The organism is Agrococcus sp. UYP10 (assembly GCF_040547205.1).
In the GTDB taxonomy this organism is placed as follows: domain Bacteria; phylum Actinomycetota; class Actinomycetes; order Actinomycetales; family Microbacteriaceae; genus Agrococcus; species Agrococcus jenensis.
Map to the genome: position 1 here is coordinate 243,130 of NZ_JBEPPG010000001.1, position 19,229 is coordinate 262,358.

A 19,229-nucleotide genomic window follows, 5' to 3' on the forward strand; every position below is an offset into this window, starting at 1 on the left:
GGATCGGGGTGTCGCGGGTCCCGATCCGGCCTTCGTCCACGCATCCGCTCCTCACCGGCAGCGGATGCAGGTCTTGCTCGCCGTCAGCCGACGAGTGCCTGCTCCTTGCGGCGGCGGAGCGCGCCGCGGGCCATCCCGATGAGCCGCGGCAGCAGCACCATCACCACGGCGAGCAGCAGCACGCCGACGGCGATGGGGCTCTGGAAGACGACGCCCAGGTCGCCCTGGCCGATCGCGCTCGTCTGCACGAGCGCCTTCTCGAAGAGCGGGCCGAGCACGAGGCCGAGCACGAACGGCGCGAGCGGCAGGTCGAGCTCCTTCATGAGGTAGCCGAGCACGCCGAAGATGAGCACGAGCCACACGCTGAACATGTTGTTGCCCACGGAGTAGGCACCGACGAGCGACGTCAGCAGGATGATCGGGTACAGGTAGCCGTACGGGATCCGCAGCATCTGCGCGAACACCGGCGCGAGCGGCAGGTTGAGCACGAGCAGCAGCACGTTGCCGATGAAGAACGAGACGAGCAGGCCCCAGACGAGCTCGGGCTGCGTCTCGAACAGCTGCGGGCCCGGCTGGATGCCGAAGATCGTGAACGCTCCGAGCAGCACGGCCGTGGTCGCGCCGCCGGGGATGCCGAGCGCGAGGGTCGGCACGAAGTTGGCGTTCGCGGCCGCGTTGTTCGCGCTCTCCGGGCTCGCGACGCCCTCGATCGCGCCCTTGCCGAAGTTCGCCTTGTTCTTGCTGACGCGGCGCTCGATGCCGTACGACATGAACGACGCCAGCGTCGAGCCGGCGCCCGGCAGCATCCCGAGCAGGAAGCCGATGCCCGAGCCGCGCAGGATCGCCGGCATGGAGTCGGTGATGTCCTTGCGCTTGATCACCATGTCCTTGAAGCGGGCACGGATGGGCTTCGCCGCCCCGACGCGGATTTGGTACAGCACCTCGCCGAGCGCGAAGATGCCGATCATCACCTCGACGAACGGGATGCCAGAGAGCAGGTTGACGTTGTCGAACGTGAAGCGCTGCGTGCTGCCGGTGCCGGGGAAGATGCCGACGGTGGCGACGAGCAGGCCGAGCGCCGCCATGAGCCCGCCGCGCACGAGCGCGCCGCCCTGGAACGTGACGACGATCACGAGGCCGAGGATCATGATCGCGAACATCTCGACCGGCTGGAACTCCAGCGCGATGCTCGCGAGCGGTGGCGCGAGCGCCATCAGCAGCGCGAGCGAGATGATCGCGGCGATGAACGAGCCGATCGCGCTGATCGCCAGCGCCGCACCCGCCCTCCCCCGCTTCGCCATCTGGTAGCCGTCGAGCGTCGTGACGACGCTCGCGGCCTCACCGGGGGTCGAGATGAGCACCGAGGTGATCGTGCCGCCGTACTGCGCGCCGTAGTAGATCCCGGCGAGCATGATGAGCGCCGTCACGGGCTCCATGACGAAGGTGAGCGGCAGCAGCACGGCGACACCGGTGGTCGAGCCGAGGCCCGGCAGCAGGCCGATGACGGTGCCGAGCACGACGCCGACCGCGCACCAGAGCACGTTCTCGAGCGTGAGGGCGGTCTGGAAGCCCAGGATGAGGTTGTCGAGCATCAGATGAGTCCGATCAGCCCGGTGGGCAGGGGCACGTTGAGGAGCACCCCGAAGATGAGGTGGACGATCCCGACGGCGACGACGCTGACGATGATCGACGAGATGATCGGCCGTCGCTCGACGACGATCGCGATGGTGAGCATGAGCACGCCGAGCGAGATGAGCAGGCCGAGCACGGGCACGAGCAGCAGCGCGCCGAGCAGCATGCCGCCGACGACGACGAGCATGCGGTTGCGCTGGCGCTGCGAGCGGCCGAGCGCGTCGATGTCGGGCGACTCCTCGACCGTGTCGATCGCGGCGGCGTCAGCCTCCGCCTCGACGCCCGTGAGCTGCTCCGCCGGGTGGGCGGGCTCGCGCCGCAGCAGGATGGAGGCGGTGTCCACGCCGGCGAGCACGACGATGATGATGCCGAGCGCGACGGGCAGGAACCCCGGTCCGATCTGTCCGTTCTCCTGGGCGACGCCGTAGCCCCATCCGCCGATGGCTGCAGCGAGGCCCAGGAGCGCCAGGGCCGCGCTGGACGCGGCCCTGACGATCCTGGGCGAGAGCGTCACTCTGCCAGCGCCGCTTCGAGGTCGGCCGAGTTCTGGCCGAGGTACTCGACGAACTCGTCGCCGTAGATGGCGTTCGGCTGCATGAGGTTCTCCTCGATGTAGGCCGTGTACTCCTCGCTCGCGGCGTACTCCTCCGCAGCGGCGATCCAGTAGTCGCGCGCCTCGTCGCTGATGCCGCCCGGGGCGATGAAGCCGCGCCACTGGGCGAAGGCCACGTCGATGCCCTGCTCGATCGCCGTGGGGACCTCGGCGATCTGCTCGTACTCGTAGCGCTCCTCGGAGAGCGAGCACAGCGCGCGCAGGTCGCCGGACTCGAGCTGGCCGAGCACCTCGCCCGGGTTGAGCGAGCCGACCTCGACGGTGCCGCCGAGCAGGCCGGCGATGACCTCGCTGCCGCTCTCGTAGGGCACGCGGTCGAAGGTGACGTCCTGGTCCTGCTCGATGAGCGAGAAGACGATCTCGTCGAGGCTGATGGCGCCCGAGACCGCGACGACCACGCCGTCGGACTTGGCCGCGTCGACGACATCGGTGCAGGTCTCGAAGGGGCTGTCGGCCGGCACGACGACGAGCGTGTAGTCGTCGCCGAGCTTCATGATCGGGGTGAACGACTCGTAGTCGTAGTCGACCTCCGTCGTGAGCGGCAGCGACAGCAGGGTGGTCTCCGAGGCGAGCAGGTAGTTGGGGTTGCCCTCCTGCGCGAACAGGTGCGAGTAGCCGACGGCGCCGGAGCCGCCCTCGCGGTTCTCGACCGTGACGGTCGCGCCGCTCGCGGCCTCGAGGCCCGAGGCGATCGCGCGGCCGGAGGCGTCGGAGCCGCCGCCCGCCGAGAACGGGACGATCATGCGGACGTCCTGGGGCTCGAACGCGCCGTCTGCGGCGGGCGCGCCCGAGGTGCTCGAGCAGCCGGCGAGGGCTGCGACGGCGACGGCGCCGATGAGGGCCGTAGTGGTGCGTGACTTCATTGTCGGTTCCTTGCTGTGGGTGGTGGGAGGGAGGGGTCTAGGCGAGCTCGCGCGCCGCGCGGCGCTGCGCACCGACGCCGACGGCGGTGCTGAAGGCGTGCTCGTACGCGCCGGTGGAGGCGACGCGCTGGCCGACGACGTCGAAGGCCGTGCCGTGGGCGGGCGTGGTGACGGCGACGCTGAGGCCGCCGGCCATCGTCACGCCGCGGTCGAAGCCGAGCAGCTTCACGGCGATCTGGCCCTGGTCGTGGTACATCGTCAGCACGCCGTCGAAGGCGCCGTCGCGGGCCTTGAGGAAGATCGTGTCGCTCGGGAAGGGCCCGCTCGCGTCGACGCCGCGCGAGCGCAGCTCCTCGATGGCGGGGGCGATGATGTCGATCTCCTCGCGGCCGAACTTGCCCGACTCCCCCGCATGCGGGTTGAGCGCGCAGACGCCGATGCGCGGCGCCTCGATGCCGCGGGCGCGCAGCACGCGCTCGAGCAGCTCGCCGCGCTCGACGACGAGGTCGAAGTCGATGAGGCCGGCGACCTCGGCGAGCGAGCAGTGGCTCGTCACGCGCGCCGTGACCAGCTCGGGCAGCACGTTGAGCTCGGTCGCGGCGGTGCCATCGTCGAGCACGGTCTCGAACCACGACATCTCGTCGTTCTCCTGCATGCCCGCGAGGTGGAGCGACGACTTGTTGAGCGGGGCGAAGACGATCGCGTCGACCTCGCCGGCCTTCGACAGCTCGAGCGCCGTGCGGAGGCTCGCCATCGCCCACTGCCCGCCCTCGCGGGTGGCCTGCTGGCGCACGAAGCCGCCCTCGGGGCGCTCGCCGCCGTTGTCGATGAGCTGCGGCACACCGGTGCCGGCCTCGCGCGTCCAGGCGAACTCGACGCCGGCATCCGCCATCGCGTCGGTGAGCTCCTGCTCGTCGCCGATGAGCAGGATGTCGGCGGCCTCGGTCGTCGAGGCCTGCGCGAGCTGGCGTGCGACGAGCTCCGGGCCGACACCGGCCGGGTCGCCGAAGGTGAGCGCGATGCGGGGTCGCGAGGTCTGCTGCGTCATGTCACTCCGTCGTGTCCAGGGCGCCGATCGATGGCGTTCTGAGAATCCTATAGGAAATAGCAGCGAGGATCCACACCTCGCTCTGCATCGATCCGGTAACGACGAGGACGGGGCCGGGAGCGAGCTCCCAGCCCCGTCCAGGGGTGCGTGCGCGACGCGATCAGTGGCCGGGGGCCACCGTGTCGGCGTCCTCCTCGAGCAGCGAGTCGGCCTTGGCGCTGAAGAACTTCGTGCCGAAGAGCATCGCCGCCGCGAGGAAGGCGAAGACGCCGAGCGACACGACGCCCCACGCGCCGGAGTCGGTCGGCACGGCCTCGTTGATGCCCGTGCGCATGAGCGGCGCGACGAAGCCGCCGAGGTTGCCGAGCGAGTTGATGAGGCCGATGCCCGCCGCCGCCGCCGTGCCGGTGAGGAACGCCGTCGGGTACGACCAGGTGATCGGTCCCACCGAGAGGAAGCTCGCCACCGCGATGGTGATGAACAGGATGCCGAGGATCGGCTGGCCGTTCGCGCCCGCCCACGCCGAGGCGAGGATCGCGACGCCGGTGATGATGTAGAACGCCGTGCCCCAGTTGCGGCGGCGGACGATCGTGTTGGCTGCCTTGCCGAAGAAGTAGCAGGCGAAGAGGCCGACGAGCCACGGGATGGCCGCGACCAGGCCGACCTGCCAGCCGACGTCCTGGCCCAGCAGGTTCGCGACCTGCTGCGGCAGGTAGAACGTGGTGCCGTAGACCGCGATCTGCAGGCAGAAGTAGATGATGGTGAAGTACCACACCTTCCAGTTGCCCATCGCGCGCCAGATCCCGGTCGGACCGTCGGACTCGCGGACCGTGTCCTCCTTGGCCATCACGTCGATGAGCGCCCGCTTCTCGTCCGCGTCCAGCCACTTCGCGTCCTGCGGGCCGTTGATGAGCAGGAAGATCGCGGCGATGCCCGCGACGACGGCCAGCATGCCCTCGACGAAGAACATGACCTGCCAGCCGGCCCACGGGGTGAGCGTCTCGCCGAAGCTGATGAGGCCGCCGGAGAGCGGCGCGCCGAGCATCTGCGAGAACGGCTGCGCGAGGTAGAAGATCGCGAACATCTGCACGCGGTGCTTGTTCGGGAACCACTCCGAGAGGAAGAGGATGACGCCCGGGAAGAGACCGGCCTCGGTGACGCCCAGCAGGAAGCGCAGGACGATGAACGACGTGTCGTCCGTGACGAACGCGAACGCGGCGGCGACGATGCCCCACGTGATCGCGATGCGCGCGAGCCAGAAGCGGGCGCCGAACCTCTTCAGCAGCAGGTTCGAGGGGATCTCGAAGATGGCGTAGCCGATGAAGAAGATGCCCGCGCCGAGCGCGAACGCGCCCGCCGAGATGCCGCGGTCCATCTGCAGCGCGTCCTCCGCGAAGCCGACGTTCGTGCGGTCGAGGAAGGCGACGAAGTACAGGATCACCAGCATCGGCATCAGATGCTTGGCGGCCTTCTTGATGGCGGAGTCGAGGGCGGGGTTCGCCGGGGACTTCGCGCTCAGAGCCGTGTCGGACACAGAACTCTCCTTTGAGTGCGGATCGGGTGGTTCGTCAGAGGATGGATGGGAGCAGGAGCCACAGTCCCACACCGACGAGCACGATGCCGAGGGCGAGGAACAGGATGCGGGACTTCGACCAGTGCCGCATGGCTCAGTGCATGTAGAGGCCGCCGTCGACGTTCAGGGTCTGGCCCGTCACGAATCCGGCGTCCTCGGAGATCAGGTAGGCGATGGCCGCCGCGATGTCGCGCGGCGTGCCGATGCGCGGGAGCACGCCGTCGGCCGCCATGGCCGCCTTGCGCTCCTCGGTGAGCGTGCCGCCCATGATGTCGGTGTCGATCGGGCCGGGCGAGATGGCGTTGACCGTCACGCCCTGCGGGCCGAGCTCGCGGGCGACCGAGCGGGTGAAGCCGATCACGCCGGCCTTGGCCGCCGAGTAGACGGTCTTCGAGAAGGTGCCGCCGCCGCGCTGCGCCGAGACCGACGACAGGCTCACGACGCGGCCGACGCCGTGCTGCACCATCGACTCGACTGCGCGGCGCGTCGCGTAGTGCACGCCGTTCATGTTGATGCCCATGACGCGGTTCCACTCGTCGGCCGTGACCTCGAGGTACGGCACCGGGCTGGAGACGCCCGCGAGGTTGACGAGCGCGACGACCTGCGGCAGCGCCGCCTCGAGCTCGTCGAAGGCGGCGCGCACCTGCGCCTCGTCTGCCACGTTCGCGCCGGCGCCCGCGGCCTGCACGCCGTGCTGCTCGGCGATCTCGGCGGCGACGGCCTTGGCCGCATCCGCGTCGAGGTCGATGATGCCGACGTTCCAGCCGAGCTCGGCCAGGTGGTGGGCGGATGCGCGGCCGATGCCGCGCGGGGAGGCCGCGCCGGTCAGGACGACGGTCTTGGACTCGGGGAAAGCGGTTGCCATGGTGTGCGGATGCCTCTCGCGGATCAGTGGATGGGGGCCGGGCCGAGCTCGTCCATGAGCTGCTTGATGGCCACGTACGCCTTGTTGCGGTAGGCGACCAGCTCGGCGGTGCGCTCGGCGGGCACGTCGAGGTAGCCGGCGCCGGTCTTCGTGCCGAACTTGCCGGCGTCGACGAGCTCCTTGAGGGAGTCCGGCGTCGCGAAGCGCTCGGGCCAGCGCCTCTGCAGCGATGCGTAGCAGAACGCGTACACGTCGAGGCCCGCCATGTCGGCGATCGCGAACGGCCCGAAGACCGGCAGGCGGAAGCCGAAGGTCGTGCGCACGATCGTGTCGATGTCGTCGGGCGTCGCGACGCCCTCCTCCACGAGCTGGGTGGCCTCGTGGAAGAGGGCGTACTGCAGCCGGTTGAGCACGAAGCCGGTCGCGTCGCCGACGCGGGCCGTCTCCTTGCCGGTCGCCGCGACGATCTCCTCGACCACCGGGAGCACCGACTCGTCGGTGCCCGCGTGCGCGATGAGCTCGACGCCCGGGATGAAGGGCGCCGGGTTCGAGAAGTGCACGCCGAGGAAGCGCTCGGGGTGCTCGACGGCCTCGGCGAGCGAGCCGATGAGGATCGTCGACGTGTTCGAGCCGATGATGGCGTCGGGCCGAGCCGCGGCCGAGATGCGCGCGAGCGTCGCGTGCTTGATCTCGATCTTCTCGGGCACGGCCTCCTCGATGAAGTCGGCGTCGGCGACGGCCGACTCGATCGACTCCGCGGCGGTCAGCTTGGCCTCGATGCGCTCGACGGCGGCGGCCGGGAAGAGGCCGTCGGCGGCGAACTGCGCCGCCTCCTCGAGCAGGCGCGCGCGGTTCTGCTGCGCGATCTCGGCGCTGATGTCGGCGATCTGCACGTCGTAGCCGGCGAGCGCGAGCACCTGGGCGATGCCGCCGCCCATGTAGCCGGATCCGACGACGGCGATGGTCTTCGTGGTCATGTTCAGCCCTTCGGGAGGAGCGAGCGCAGGTAGCGCTGGTTGGTGGAGCAGTTGCCGAGGCTGTCGCCGCCGTAGTGCTCCATGAGGAAGATGCCGTCGAAGCCGAGCTCGAGGGCGTCGCGCACGACCTGGCGGTAGTTGATGAGGCCGGCCTCCATCGAGCTCGGCACGCTCGTGGCCCACGAGCCGTCGGCGGCCTCGTCGCGGGTGTAGTTCTTGACGTGCCAGTAGTTCGCGTAGGGCAGCGTCTTCGCGTGCATCTCGCGCCAGTCCTCGATCGGCCGGTGGAGGCGGATGAGGTTGGCGATGTCGGGGTTGAGGCCGACGTTGTCGAGCCCGATCTCCTCGACGAGGCGCACGGCCGAGTCGGCGGTGCCGAGGAAGGTGTCCTCGTACATCTCGAGCGACATCTTGAGGCCCACCTCGGCGGCGTGCGTGCCGAGCTCGCGGAGGCGCGAGACGGCGGCCGCCCACAGCTCGGGGTCGTCGGGGTCGTTCACCGGGCCCTGCGCGGTCCAGAACCACAGCGCCTTGCGCTGCGCGTCGCTGAACGGCTCGTGCAGGCCGGTCGAGAAGACCTCCATGCCCCACTCGGCGGCCGCGTCGATCGTGCGGTGGGCGTACGCGAGGTTGCGCTCCTCGTGACCGGGCATGATGACGCTCTGGCGCTGCAGGTGCACCGAGGGGAAGCGGATGCCGTGCGCGTCGAGGATCGAGAAGAGCTCGTCCTTGCGGCTGGGCTCGAGGTCCGCGGGGCGGATGTGGCTGTCGGCGAGCTCCGCGAGCGAGAAGCCGACGTCCGCGACCTGCGCGAACGCCGCGTCCCAGACCTCCGGTGTCGCGTCATGGAGCGCGACGCCGTCGCGCGACACGGGCGGGATGCCGTGCAGGCACGTGGCGATGGGCCAGGTCTCTGCGGTGAATGCGTGCTGGTCTGCCATCTCGTCTGCTCCGTTGCATCGGTGGGCCGCTCGGCCTCGAAAAGATCCTATAGGAAAGGTAATCTGATAACGCTCGGCGCGCAACCCCGCCGCATGGACGCTCGGCCGTGCACCGCTCCCCTACGCCGACTCGTCGCGCACGGAGCGCAGGCGAACGCCCTCGATGTGCGCGCGCATCGCGGCGGTCGCCGCCTCGGCGTCGCCGCGCTCGAGCGCCTCGAGCACGCGCTCGTGCTCGCTGTGCGCCTCGCGGACGTCGCTCGTGCCGCGCAGCACCGCCTGCCGGAGCCGGTGGGTCATGGCGCCGAGGTCCTCGTGCATGCCGACGAGGTAGCGGTTGCCCGCGGCGGCGAAGATCGCCCGGTGGAACGCACTGTCGGCCTCGAAGTAGTCCTGCGTCGTCCGCACCGGCACGTCGGCGTCGCGCTCCATCGCCTCGACGACACGGTCCGCGCACTCCTGGTGCAGCCGGTGCGCGAGGCGCAGCTCGTCGAGCACCGCCTGCGCGCGCGGGGCGGCGAGGCGCGTGGCCTCGAGCTCGAGCATGAGGCGGGCGTCGAAGAGCTCCGAGAGCTGCTCGCGCCCGAGCGGCGGGGCCACCCGGTAGCCCTTGAGCGCCTCGCGCGTGACGAGGCCGGTGCGCTCGAGCTGCACCATCGCCTCCCGCACGGGCGTCGGCGAGACGTCGAGCTGCTTCGCGAGCGAGTCGATCGACAGCCGCGAGCCGGGCTCGACGTCGCCCTCGAGCAGCATCTCGAGGATGAGCTCATAGACGCGGTCGCGCAGGCCGCGCCGCTCGAGGTCGCCCACCCGCAGGGGCAGCTGCGCGGTCATCGCGCGCCCCGCAGCGCGAGCGCCTCGTCGAGGATGGTGCCGAACGCCGCCGGGTCGTGCGCGAAGCGGCCGAGGAACATGCCGTCGACGCTGTCGGCGATGCGCGGCAGCAGCCCCGGGCCGGCGCTGCCGCCGTAGATCACCTGCGCGTCGAGCTGGTCGTCGGCGAGGTGCTCGCGCAGCGCGCTCGCGACCGCTCGGATGTGGTCGTCCCCCGCCGGTCGCGGGGCGCCGATCGCCCACACGGGCTCGTAGGCGACGACGAGCCTGCCGATCGCGTCCGCCTCCCGGGCGAGCGCGAGCGACGCCTCGAGCTGGCGGATGCACGCGGCGGCCGCCGCGGCGGGCGCCCCCTCGTCGGTCTCGCCGATGCACAGCACCGGGGCGATGCCGTTGCGGAGCGCCGCCGCGACCTTGAGCGCGACGGTGGCGTCGCTCTCGCCGAACATCGCGCGCCGCTCGGCGTGGCCGATCTCGGCGAGCGAGACGCCGTGCTCGGCGAGCTCCGGGGCCGACACCTCGCCGGTGAAGGCGCCCGAGTCCTCCCAGTGCAGGTCCTGCGCGCCCACGAGCATCCGCGCATCCGACGCGATCGCGACGACCTCGGGGATGGACGGGAAGGTGGGGATGACGAACGGCTCGACGACACCGCCCTGCACCGCGGGGTGCTCGGCGCAGATGGCGGCGACGGCGCGCGTCCACTCGAGCGTGCGCGCGCGCCCGAAGTACATCTTCAGGCTCGAGCCAATCAGCATCCCGGACAAGCGATCAGCCCTCGTACGCGCAGATGTCGTCGACGTTCGCCTGCGAGTGGCTCGACGGGTCGAAGGTGTACGTCAGCCACTCCTTGGCGAGGCGGCGGGCGAGCTCGATGCCGACGACGCGCTGGCCCATGCAGAGCACCTGCGCGTCGTTCGAGAGCACCGCGCGCTCGACCGAGAACGAGTCGTGGGCGGTGACGGCGCGGATGCCCGTGACCTTGTTCGCCGCGATGGCGACGCCGAGGCCCGTGCCGCACACGAGCAGCGCGCGGTCGGCCTCGCCGCGCGCGATGCGCTCGGCGGCCTCGATCGCGACCTTGGGGTAGGAGGTGGCGCCGTCGGCGTCGTCGACGCCCACGTCGACGACGGACTCGACGAGCTCGTGCGCCTCCATGTCGCGCTTGAGGATCTCCTTGTAGTCGAAGCCGGCCTTGTCGCTGCCGACGATCAGGCGAATCGCCATGGTCACTGCTCCCTGTCTGTGGTGAGGACGTCGTAGATGGTGCTGCAGATGAGCGCGAACGACACGGCGCCCGGGTCGGGCGTGCCGATCGACTTGTCGCCGTGCGACTTCGCGCGCCCGAGCGTCGCGGCGAGCGCCGCGGTCTCCTGGGCGGCCTCGTCGGCCACGCCGGCGGAGTGCCCCCACGCGTCGCGCAGGCGCTGGCCGTCGGCGATGCGGCGGGAGAGGTCGTCGGAGAACGGCACGATCGCGTCGACCATCGTCTTGTCGCCGACCTTCGCCTTGCCGAACGCCATCACGGCGTCCTTCGCGGCGACGATGCCGTCGGCGACCGTCTGGGAGGTGACGTGGCGGTCGTCGCCCACGTGCTCGCCGAGGGTGCGGAGCATCTCGCCCCAGATCGCGCCAGAGGTGCCGCCCGCGCGGTCGCTCCACGCGTCGGCCGCCCACGTGAGCGTCGTCTTCGCGCCGGCGCCGGCGCGGAGCGCCGCGGTCGCCGCGTCGCTGCCCGCGCGCGACCCGCGCTGCATGCCGATGCCGTGGTCGCCGTCGCCGGCGACGGAGTCCATGTGGCCGAGCTCCTCGGCCGCCTCGTCGATCGCATCGGCGACCGCCGCGAGCGATGCCGCGATGAGGTGCGCGGCGTCGCGCGACTCGGCGGTCGACTCGGGCACGTCGTGGGTGGCGATGATCGCCTCGACCGCGTCTGCCTGCTGCTGCGGCGCGACGGAGCCCTTGCGGAACCCGGCGCTGTCGGCGGGGGCCGACCAGAGGCGCTCGAGCTCGTCGTCGAGCCACAGGAGCGTGAGCGAGACGCCCGCCATGTCGAAGCTCGTGCAGAGCTCGCCCACCTCGGGCTCGACGATCGTGAGCCCGCGCTCCTCGAGCAGCGCGTGCACCCGGCGGTAGACGACGAACATCTCCTCGTACTTCACGCTGCCGAGGCCGTTGAGCAGCGGCACGACGCGCGAGCCCTCGACCTCGACGCCCTCGGGCACCTCGTCGAGCAGCTTCTCGACGAAGAGCTCCGCGAGCTCGTCGGCGGTCGGCACGTCGACCTCGTCGATGCCGGGCTCGCCGTGGATGCCGAGGCCGACGGCCATCTTGCCCTCGGGCACCGAGAACAGCGGCTCGGTCGCGCCGGGCAGGGTGCAGCCCGAGAACGCGACGCCGAACGAGCGCGTGCGCGCGTTCGCGGTCTGGGCGACGCGCTCGACGCCGTCGAGGTCGTAGCCCGCCTGCGCCGCGGCGCCCGCGACCTTGAAGACGGCGAGGTCGCCCGCGATGCCGCGGCGCTCGTCGAGCCGGTCCTTGGGCGCGCTCCAGATGTCGTCGGTGACGGTGACGGTGCGCACATCCATGCCCTCGGCGCGCAGGCGCTCCTGCGCCTGGTCGAAGTGCAGCACGTCGCCCGCGTACTTGCCGTAGCTCAGCAGCACGCCGAGGCCCTGGTCGGCCTGCTTGGCGATCGCGTAGACCTGCTGGGCCGAGGGCGAGGCGAAGAGGTTGCCCATCGCGGCGCCGTGCGCGAGGCCGGGGCCGACGAGGCCGCCGAAGGCCGGGTAGTGGCCGCTGCCGCCGCCGATCACGAGCGCGACGGTGGGCTCCTCGGCCTTCGTGGAGCGGACCACGCCGCCCGGGGCGGCCTGCACCCAGCGCGAGGCTGCTGCAGCGAAGCCCTCGATCATCTCGTCGGCGAACTGGGACGGATCGTTGAACAGCCGCGTCATTGCGCTCTCCTCATATAGGAACCCCATGCGGGGCGGGCACTCCCGGAAATCCTATAGGAAGTTGGGTTCGCTGTCACCCCGCTCGCGCGCATCCGCCCTCGGACTCGCACCTCCCCCGACCTAGACTGATGCCGATCCCGCGCGGCCCGGCACCCGGGCCCGCGACCAGACGAGTCAGGAGTCCAAGGATGCCCGTCGCGACCACCGAGCAGTACGCAGCCATGCTCGACAAGGCCAAGCAGCACGCCTTCGCCTACCCCGCCATCAACGTGTCGTCGTCGTCGACGATCAACGCCGTGCTCCAGGGCCTCACCGAGGCGGGCTCGGACGGCATCATCCAGGTCACGACCGGCGGCGCCGACTTCTTCGCCGGCCAGAGCGTCAAGAACCGCGCGGGCGGCGCGATCGCCTTCGCCCGCTTCGTGACCGAGGTCGCGAAGGCCTACCCGATCACGGTGGCGCTGCACACCGACCACTGCCCGAAGGACGCCCTCGACGGGTTCGTCTTCCCGCTGCTCGACGCGAGCGAGGAGGAGGTCCGTGCGGGCCGCGCCCCGCTCTTCCAGTCGCACATGTGGGACGGCTCGTCGGTGCCGCTCGAGGAGAACCTCGAGATCGCGAAGCAGATCCTCCCCCGCACGCACGCGCTCGGCCAGGTGCTCGAGGTCGAGATCGGCGTCGTCGGCGGCGAGGAGGACGGCGTCAGCCACGAGATCAACGACCAGCTCTACACGACGCTCGACGACGCGATCGCGACGGTCGAGGCGCTCGGCCTCGGCGAGCAGGGCCGCTACATGGCGGCGCTCACCTTCGGCAACGTGCACGGCGTCTACAAGCCGGGCAACGTCCAGCTGCGGCCCGAGCTGCTCGGCGAGATCCAGGCGGGCATCGCGGCCAAGTACGGCACCGGCGAGAAGCCGCTCGACCTCGTCTTCCACGGCGGCTCCGGCTCGACCGACGAGGAGATCGCCGAGGCGGTGCGCAACGGCGTCATCAAGATGAACATCGACACCGACACGCAGTACGCGTACACGCGCTCGGTCGCGGGCTCGATGTTCTCGGGCTACGACGGCGTGCTGAAGGTCGACGGCGAGGTGGGCAACAAGAAGGCCTACGACCCGCGCGCCTGGGGCAAGGCGGCGGAGTCGGCGATGGCCGCCCGCGTCGTCTCGGCCACGCAGCAGCTCGGCTCGGCCGGCTGGTCCGGCAAGTAGCACCCTCTCAACGTCGCCGGTGGTCGCACGAGGCGCTCAGCCCGTCGTGTGACCACCGGCGACGTTCAGAAGACGGCGGCTAGGAGCGGCGGTCGACGACGATGGCGCCGCCGACCCCCGCTCGGCATGGCCCCCGGTCTCCCCCGCCGCTGCACGACGCACGAAGCGCCCCTCCGCGGAGGGGCGCTTCGTCGATCTCTCAACCGGGCAGGTGGTTCTGCGACGCGATTATCCCGTCGGCGCACCACTGGACCGGTTGAGGAGGAGTCACTCCCAGTCGGTGTCGTCGACGATGCTGTCGGTGCCCTCGGGGAGGACGGTGTCGTCCACGCCGTTGTCGTCGCTGTCGATGCCCGCCTGCGTGCCGCCGTGCTCGTCGGGGATGTCGGCGGGGTCGTCGCCCTCGTGCTCCTCGTCGTGCGCCTCAGCGCCCTCGGGCGCGTCGTCGTCGTCGATCTCGTCGAGCTCGTCGGTCGCGAGCACGCGGTCGTCGTCCGCGGGGTCGCCCATCGACTCGTCGAAGTCCTCGCCGGCGGCCATGCGGTCGGCCCACTGATCGGGGTCGGCGACGTCGCCGTCGTCCACCGGGGTCGTCGAGACGGCGCCGACCGCGCCCTCGTCGTCGTCGACCTGATCGGTGTCGATCGCACTAACCTGGCGCACCGCGTCGGTGCCCTCGGGGGCGATCCCGGCGCCGCCGTCGCCGGCTGCGCCCGCCGCGGTCGCCTGCGTGCTGTCCTCGTCTCGAAGCTGCTGATCCGTCATGCCGCGAGCGTATCCAGGGCCGCTGGGAGCGCGCCAGGAACGACTGCTCGGCGCCGACGCGTCAGCGGTTGCGGCTCGGGCGCAGCTCCTTGGGGAGCGAGAAGATGAGGTCCTCCTCGGCCGTCCGCACCTCGGTGACGTCGCGGTAGCCGGCATCCTCGAGCTCGGCGAGCACCTCGCGCACGAGGCCCTCTGGCACGCTCGCGCCGCTCGAGACGCCGATCGAGCGCACGCCCTCGAGCCACTCCTGCTGGATCTCGGTCGAGTAGTCGACGCGGTAAGCGGCCTTCGCGCCGTACTCGAGGGCGACCTCGACGAGCCGCACCGAGTTCGACGAGTTCGCGCTGCCGACGATGATCACGAGGTCGGCGTCGGGCGCGACTTTCTTGATCGCGACCTGCCGGTTCTGCGTCGCGTAGCAGATGTCGTCGCTGGGCGGGTCCTGCAGGTTCGGGAAGCGCGCGCGCAGCCGTCGCACCGTCTCCATCGTCTCGTCGACCGAGAGCGTCGTCTGGCTGAGCCAGACGAGCTTGTCGGGATTCTGCACCTGCACGGTGTCGGCCTCGTCGGGGTTGTTGACGATCGTCACGCGATCGGGCGCGTGGCCCGCCGTGCCCTCGACCTCCTCGTGGCCCTCGTGGCCGACGAGCAGGATCTCGAAGTCGTCGCGCGCGAACCGAACGGCCTCGCGGTGCACCTTCGTCACGAGCGGGCAGGTCGCGTCGATCGCGTCGAGGCCGCGGTCGGCGGCCGCCTGCACCACCGCGGGGCTCACCCCGTGCGCGCTGAAGATGACGCGTGCGCCCTCGGGCACCGCATCCACCTCGTCGACGAAGATCGCTCCCTGCTCTTCGAGCGTCGAGACGACATGCTTGTTGTGCACGATCTCCTTGCGCACGTAGATGGGGCCCTCGTACTGCTCGATGGCCTTCTCGACCGCGAGCACCGCTCGGTCGACGCCCGCGCAGTAGCCGCGCGGCGTCGCGAGCAGGATGTGCTTGCCACCGTCGACGGGGCGGTCCTGGAGCCGACCCCGGCGGAGCGCGGGACGCGGGGCGTCGAGCGGGACTCGTCCGTTCGTGATCGTCACCCGCCCAGTCTACGTTGGACTGACGAGGAGGCGCCCGAGCGTGGCGCCGCGGAGGACGGGAGCTGCATGGCCGAGCGGATCACCGGCACGCCCGACGAGCCGTGGAGCGTCGAGCGCCTCGGCGGCGAGCTGAAGTCCTACATCGGCCGGCTCGGCTACCTCTGGGTCGAGGGCGAGATCACGCAGTGGTCGGCGTCGCGCGGCAACGTCTTCGGCAAGCTCAAGGACGTCTCGACCGACTCGACGGTGTCGTTCAACGTCTGGAGCTCGACGCTCTCGCGCATCGAGGGCGAGTTCCGCCAGGGCGACCGCGCCGTGCTGCTCGTGAAGCCCGACTACTGGCCGCGCGCGGGCACCCTCTCGATGGTGACGGCGCAGATCCGGCACGTCGGGCTGGGCGACCTGCTCGCGCGGCTCGAGGCGCTCCGCCGATCGCTCGCCGCCGAGGGGCTGTTCGACGCCGCGCGCAAGCGGCCGCTCCCCTTCCTGCCCGGCACCGTCGGCCTCATCACCGGCCGCGACTCCGACGCCGAGAAGGACGTGCTGCGCAACGCGCAGCTGCGCTGGCCCGGCGTGCGCTTCCGGGTCGAGCACGCGGCGGTGCAGGGCGACCAGACGGTGCCGACGGTGCTCGCGGCGCTCGAGCGCCTCGAGGCCGACCCCGAGGTCGAGGTCATCGTGATCGCGCGCGGCGGCGGCGACTTCCAGAACCTGCTCGGCTTCAGCGACGAGCGCCTGCTGCGCGCCGTCGCGGCGGCCACGACGCCGATCGTCTCGGCGATCGGGCACGAGGCCGACCGGCCGCTGCTCGACGACGTCGCCGACCTGCGCGCCTCGACCCCGACGGACGCGGCGAAGCGGATCGTGCCGGACGTCGCCGAGGAGCTCTCCCGCATCGCGCAGGCCCGCGCGCAGCTGCGCGCCCGCGTGACGCAGCACGTCGCCCGCGAGGCCGAGCGGCTCGAGGCGCTCCGCACCCGGCCGGCGCTCGCGCGGCCGGAGTCGATGATCGACGCGCGCGCCGACGACCTCGCGCGGCTCACTGCGCGCGCCGACGAGCTCGCGGGCCGCGTCGTCGAGCTCGGGGGCCAGCGGCTCGACCACCTGCGGCAGACGCTGCGGGCGCTCAGCCCGCAGTCCACGCTCGACCGGGGCTACGCGGTGGTGCAGACCGCCACCGGCTCGGTCGCGCGCGACGCCGCATCCCTCGCCGCCGGCGAACAGCTGCTCGTCACGCTCGCGAGCGGCACGCTCGACGCCGAGGTGCGCGCCGCGCATCCCGAGCGCTGACACGGCGATGCCCCGGTCGCTCGAGGCGACCGGGGCATCGTCGTGCGAGCTCAGCGCTGCGCGTAGCGCTTCCGCACGAAGTACAGCCCGACGAGCGACAGCACGGCGATCGCCATGTAGTACAGGCTCGGCGCGTTGAGCGAGCCGGTCGCCTGCAGCAGCCAGGTGAGCACGAGCGGCGCGATGCCGCCGAGCAGCGTCACGCCGACGTTGTACGTCACCGACAGGCCCGAGCCGCGGATGTCGGCGGGGAACATCGACGACAGCAGGCCCGGCAGCGGCGCGAAGTAGAACGCCATGATGACGCCGAGCAGCGCGATCGCGACGACGAGCGCCACGACGCTGCGCAGGCTCACGATCAGCTGGAAGATCGGCCACGCGAGCACGAGCGCCGCGACCGCCGCGTACGTCATGATGCGCGCGGGCCCGAAGCGGTCGGCGAGGTGCCCGACGTAGGGCGACGCGAAGACCGTGATCGTGCCGGCGACGACGCCGCCGAGGTAGGCGGAGGCCGGCGGGATGTCGAGGTTCGTCACCGCGAACGTCGGCATGTACAGGATCATGTAGACCGAGATGGTGGCGACGCCGATGACGGCCGAGCCGGCCAGCAGGCGGCCCCAGTGCTCGCGGAAGAGCGTGCCGAGCGGGGACTTGCGGCGCTCAGTCGTGCCGAGCTCGTCCGGCTCCGACAGCCGTGCGCGGATGTAGAGGCCGACCGGGCCGATGAGCAGGCCGACGAAGAACGGCACGCGCCAGCCCCACGCGTACAGGTCCTCCTCCGAGAGCCAGGTGTTGAGCGCGAAGCCGAAGCCCGACGCGAGCAGCATCGACGCGCCCTGCGCCGCGATCTGCCACGACGCGTAGAACATCTTCTTGTGCGGCGCCGTCTCGATGAGGAACGTCGTGGCGGTGCCGAACTCGCCGCCGGCCGAGAAGCCCTGGATGAGACGCGACAGCAGGATGATGACGCCGCCCCAGACGCCGACCATCGCGTAGGTCGGTGCGATCGCCATGAGCAGCGTGCCGACCATCATGAGCAGCAGCGTGATCGTGAGGGCGTTCTTGCGCCCCTTCCGGTCGGCGTAGCTGCCGAGGATCATGCCGCCGAGCGGGCGGATGAGGTAGGTCGTCGCGAAGGTCGCGAACGTCAGGATGAGCCCGTAGGCACCCGCGTCCGGGAAGAAGTTCGCCGTGATGACGACCGCGAACGAGGCGTAGACGATGATGTCGAACCACTCGAGGGCTGCGCCGATCGAGCTCGAGATCACCGCCTTCCGCGCGGCGGCGAGGCGCTCGGGCGTCGCCTGGGTCTGGGTTGCTGCGGTCATGCTGTCTCCTCTGGACCCGCCCGGGATGGGCGGTCGATGACGGTCAGGCGCCGGTCGTGCTGCTGGCGTCGATCAGGCGGTCGACGAAGGCCTCGCACGCCGCGATCTGGGCGAGCTCGATGAACTCGTCTGGGGCGTGCGCCTGGGCGATGTCGCCCGGGCCGCACACGACGGTGGGGATGCCGGCCTGCGCGAACAGCCCTGCCTCCGTGCCGTAGGTGACCTTCGTGTCGCTCGGCTCGGCGCCCCACGCCGCGGCGAGCGCGACGATCTCGGCGTCGGCCGGGGTGTCGACGCCGGGCGCCGCAGCGGTGACGGTGAGCTCGACGCTCGCTCCGGGGTGCTGCTCGCGCATCGCGGCCTCGATCCGCCGGCACTCCGCGCGGAAGCGCTCGGTGAGCGCGTCGTGGTCGACGGTGGTGAGCGCGCGGTACTCGAAGAGCACCGTGCACTCGGCGGGGATGGTGTTGACGGCGATGCCGCCCTCGATCCGGTTCACGCTCACGGTCGTGAACGGCACGACGTAGGCCTCGTCGAAGGGCCCATCCGCGCGCATCTCGTCGGCGACGCCCTGGACGAAGCGCACGAGCTCGGCGGCGTGGGCGATCGCGTTCACGCCCTGCGGCGTCAGCGACGAGTGCGCCGCGAGGCCGCGCACGTCCACGCGGAACACGTTCATCGACTTGTGGCCGCGCACGACGCGCATGCTCGTGGGCTCCCCCACGACGCAGCCGCGAGGCTGCAGGTCACGACGGACGATCTCGTCGACGAGGTCGACGGCGCCGACGCAGCCGACCTCCTCGTCGTACGAGAGGGCGAGGTGGATGGGCTCGGCGAGCGTCGCCTGCGCGAGCGCCGGGAGCTTGGCGACGACGACGCCGAGGAAGGACTTCATGTCGGCGCTGCCCCGCGCGTACAGCCGGCCGTCGCGGATCTCGGGGGCGAACGGCTCGCTGCTCCACACCTGGCCGTCGACGGGGACCACGTCGGTGTGGGCCGACAGCACGACGCCACCGGTGACCGTGCCGTCGGCCGCCGGGAAGGTCGCGAGCAGGTTGGCCTTCCGCCCGTCGGGGCTCGGCACGAGCACCGGCTCGACGCCGACCGCGGCGAGGCGCTCGGTCACGTGGTCGATGAGCTCGAGGTTCGACTCGCGGCTGGTGGTGTCGAAGCGGATCAGCTGCTCGATCTCAGCCATGGTGGCGTCGGCGGGTGCGATGGGCACGGCAGATCCTCACGGTC

18 protein-coding genes are annotated in these 19,229 nt (G+C 71.3%); 2 read left to right on the forward strand and 16 right to left on the reverse strand.

Annotated features, from left to right (window positions below; translation table 11 throughout):
* Positions 1–83: 83 nt before the first annotated feature.
* From ABIB37_RS01200 to ABIB37_RS01255, 12 genes are all read right to left on the reverse strand, one after another.
* Positions 84–1,592 (reverse strand): tripartite tricarboxylate transporter permease, encoded by a 1,509-nt coding sequence (locus tag ABIB37_RS01200; protein ID WP_354255679.1) that lies wholly within the window; start codon positions 1,590–1,592, stop codon positions 84–86.
* Entirely contained in the window at positions 1,592–2,146 is a 555-nt protein-coding gene (locus tag ABIB37_RS01205; protein WP_354255682.1) for a tripartite tricarboxylate transporter TctB family protein, read from the reverse strand. Before ABIB37_RS01205 ends, ABIB37_RS01200 begins: the two co-directional genes overlap by 1 nt.
* Positions 2,143–3,108 (reverse strand): tripartite tricarboxylate transporter substrate binding protein, encoded by a 966-nt coding sequence (locus ABIB37_RS01210; RefSeq protein ID WP_354255685.1) that lies wholly within the window; start codon positions 3,106–3,108, stop codon positions 2,143–2,145. The genes ABIB37_RS01205 and ABIB37_RS01210 overlap by 4 nt, the downstream gene beginning before the upstream one ends.
* A gap of 37 nt (positions 3,109–3,145) precedes the next feature.
* Positions 3,146–4,156 carry a 4-hydroxythreonine-4-phosphate dehydrogenase PdxA gene (locus ABIB37_RS01215; protein ID WP_354255688.1) on the reverse strand — a complete coding sequence of 337 codons (1,011 nt, stop codon included), beginning with the start codon at positions 4,154–4,156 and terminating at the stop codon, positions 3,146–3,148.
* Positions 4,157–4,316: 160 nt separating this feature from the next.
* Positions 4,317–5,690 (reverse strand): MFS transporter, encoded by a 1,374-nt coding sequence (locus tag ABIB37_RS01220; protein ID WP_354255691.1) that lies wholly within the window; start codon positions 5,688–5,690, stop codon positions 4,317–4,319.
* Positions 5,691–5,823: 133 nt separating this feature from the next.
* A complete protein-coding gene (locus ABIB37_RS01225) occupies positions 5,824–6,594 on the reverse strand; it encodes an SDR family NAD(P)-dependent oxidoreductase (protein ID WP_123697344.1) in 771 nt (256 codons plus the stop codon).
* Between the two features lie 23 nt (positions 6,595–6,617).
* Positions 6,618–7,571: a 3-hydroxyacyl-CoA dehydrogenase family protein gene (locus tag ABIB37_RS01230; RefSeq protein ID WP_354255695.1), complete on the reverse strand. Its 954-nt coding sequence runs from the start codon at positions 7,569–7,571 to the stop codon at positions 6,618–6,620.
* A 2-nt stretch (positions 7,572–7,573) separates the two neighbouring features.
* Entirely contained in the window at positions 7,574–8,512 is a 939-nt protein-coding gene (locus ABIB37_RS01235) for a sugar phosphate isomerase/epimerase family protein (RefSeq protein ID WP_123697342.1), read from the reverse strand.
* A 120-nt stretch (positions 8,513–8,632) separates the two neighbouring features.
* On the reverse strand, positions 8,633–9,346 hold the full coding sequence (locus ABIB37_RS01240) for a GntR family transcriptional regulator (RefSeq protein WP_123697341.1): 714 nt from the start codon (positions 9,344–9,346) through the stop codon (positions 8,633–8,635).
* Complete coding sequence (locus tag ABIB37_RS01245) at positions 9,343–10,101, reverse strand: triose-phosphate isomerase family protein (RefSeq protein ID WP_354255699.1); 759 nt, start codon at positions 10,099–10,101, stop codon at positions 9,343–9,345. Before ABIB37_RS01245 ends, ABIB37_RS01240 begins: the two co-directional genes overlap by 4 nt.
* A 13-nt stretch (positions 10,102–10,114) precedes the next feature.
* Positions 10,115–10,570 carry a ribose-5-phosphate isomerase gene (locus ABIB37_RS01250; protein WP_123697339.1) on the reverse strand — a complete coding sequence of 152 codons (456 nt, stop codon included), beginning with the start codon at positions 10,568–10,570 and terminating at the stop codon, positions 10,115–10,117.
* Positions 10,571–10,572: 2 nt separating this feature from the next.
* Positions 10,573–12,300 (reverse strand): dihydroxyacetone kinase family protein, encoded by a 1,728-nt coding sequence (locus tag ABIB37_RS01255; RefSeq protein WP_354255703.1) that lies wholly within the window; start codon positions 12,298–12,300, stop codon positions 10,573–10,575.
* Positions 12,301–12,488: 188 nt separating this feature from the next.
* On the opposite strand from ABIB37_RS01255, the gene fbaA reads away from it, so the two are divergent.
* Positions 12,489–13,514, forward strand: a complete 1,026-nt coding sequence (fbaA, locus tag ABIB37_RS01260) for a class II fructose-bisphosphate aldolase (protein ID WP_354255706.1) — start codon at positions 12,489–12,491, stop codon at positions 13,512–13,514.
* Between the two features lie 267 nt (positions 13,515–13,781).
* Here the strand turns inward: fbaA and ABIB37_RS01265 are convergent, their stop codons facing one another.
* Both ABIB37_RS01265 and ABIB37_RS01270 read right to left on the reverse strand, forming a co-directional pair.
* Entirely contained in the window at positions 13,782–14,279 is a 498-nt protein-coding gene (locus tag ABIB37_RS01265) for a hypothetical protein (RefSeq protein WP_354255709.1), read from the reverse strand.
* Positions 14,280–14,340: 61 nt separating this feature from the next.
* Positions 14,341–15,363: a 4-hydroxy-3-methylbut-2-enyl diphosphate reductase gene (locus ABIB37_RS01270; protein ID WP_354261499.1), complete on the reverse strand. Its 1,023-nt coding sequence runs from the start codon at positions 15,361–15,363 to the stop codon at positions 14,341–14,343.
* A gap of 72 nt (positions 15,364–15,435) precedes the next feature.
* Between ABIB37_RS01270 and xseA the strand changes: the two genes are divergently transcribed.
* Positions 15,436–16,659: an exodeoxyribonuclease VII large subunit gene (xseA, locus tag ABIB37_RS01275; RefSeq protein WP_354255712.1), complete on the forward strand. Its 1,224-nt coding sequence runs from the start codon at positions 15,436–15,438 to the stop codon at positions 16,657–16,659.
* 50 nt (positions 16,660–16,709) lie between these two features.
* Here the strand turns inward: xseA and ABIB37_RS01280 are convergent, their stop codons facing one another.
* Both ABIB37_RS01280 and argE read right to left on the reverse strand, forming a co-directional pair.
* A complete protein-coding gene (locus tag ABIB37_RS01280; RefSeq protein WP_354255714.1) occupies positions 16,710–17,987 on the reverse strand; it encodes an MFS transporter in 1,278 nt (425 codons plus the stop codon).
* Between the two features lie 43 nt (positions 17,988–18,030).
* Positions 18,031–19,212: an acetylornithine deacetylase gene (gene argE, locus ABIB37_RS01285; RefSeq protein WP_354255717.1), complete on the reverse strand. Its 1,182-nt coding sequence runs from the start codon at positions 19,210–19,212 to the stop codon at positions 18,031–18,033.
* Between the last annotated feature and the right edge of the window lie 17 nt (positions 19,213–19,229).

Bases quoted from the DNA above. Each gene is read 5' to 3' on its own strand.
- ABIB37_RS01200 (WP_354255679.1), bottom strand. From the start codon at position 1,592: ATGCTCGACAACCTCATCCTGGGCTTCCAGACCGCCCTCACGCTCGAG.
- ABIB37_RS01210 (WP_354255685.1), bottom strand. From the start codon at position 3,108: ATGAAGTCACGCACCACTACGGCCCTCATCGGCGCCGTCGCCGTCGCA.
- ABIB37_RS01215 (WP_354255688.1), bottom strand. From the start codon at position 4,156: ATGACGCAGCAGACCTCGCGACCCCGCATCGCGCTCACCTTCGGCGAC.
- ABIB37_RS01225 (WP_123697344.1), bottom strand. From the start codon at position 6,594: ATGGCAACCGCTTTCCCCGAGTCCAAGACCGTCGTCCTGACCGGCGCG.
- ABIB37_RS01230 (WP_354255695.1), bottom strand. From the start codon at position 7,571: ATGACCACGAAGACCATCGCCGTCGTCGGATCCGGCTACATGGGCGGC.
- ABIB37_RS01235 (WP_123697342.1), bottom strand. From the start codon at position 8,512: ATGGCAGACCAGCACGCATTCACCGCAGAGACCTGGCCCATCGCCACG.
- ABIB37_RS01240 (WP_123697341.1), bottom strand. From the start codon at position 9,346: ATGACCGCGCAGCTGCCCCTGCGGGTGGGCGACCTCGAGCGGCGCGGC.
- ABIB37_RS01245 (WP_354255699.1), bottom strand. From the start codon at position 10,101: ATGCTGATTGGCTCGAGCCTGAAGATGTACTTCGGGCGCGCGCGCACG.
- ABIB37_RS01250 (WP_123697339.1), bottom strand. From the start codon at position 10,570: ATGGCGATTCGCCTGATCGTCGGCAGCGACAAGGCCGGCTTCGACTAC.
- ABIB37_RS01255 (WP_354255703.1), bottom strand. From the start codon at position 12,300: ATGACGCGGCTGTTCAACGATCCGTCCCAGTTCGCCGACGAGATGATC.
- fbaA (WP_354255706.1), top strand. From the start codon at position 12,489: ATGCCCGTCGCGACCACCGAGCAGTACGCAGCCATGCTCGACAAGGCC.
- ABIB37_RS01265 (WP_354255709.1), bottom strand. From the start codon at position 14,279: ATGACGGATCAGCAGCTTCGAGACGAGGACAGCACGCAGGCGACCGCG.
- xseA (WP_354255712.1), top strand. From the start codon at position 15,436: ATGGCCGAGCGGATCACCGGCACGCCCGACGAGCCGTGGAGCGTCGAG.
- ABIB37_RS01280 (WP_354255714.1), bottom strand. From the start codon at position 17,987: ATGACCGCAGCAACCCAGACCCAGGCGACGCCCGAGCGCCTCGCCGCC.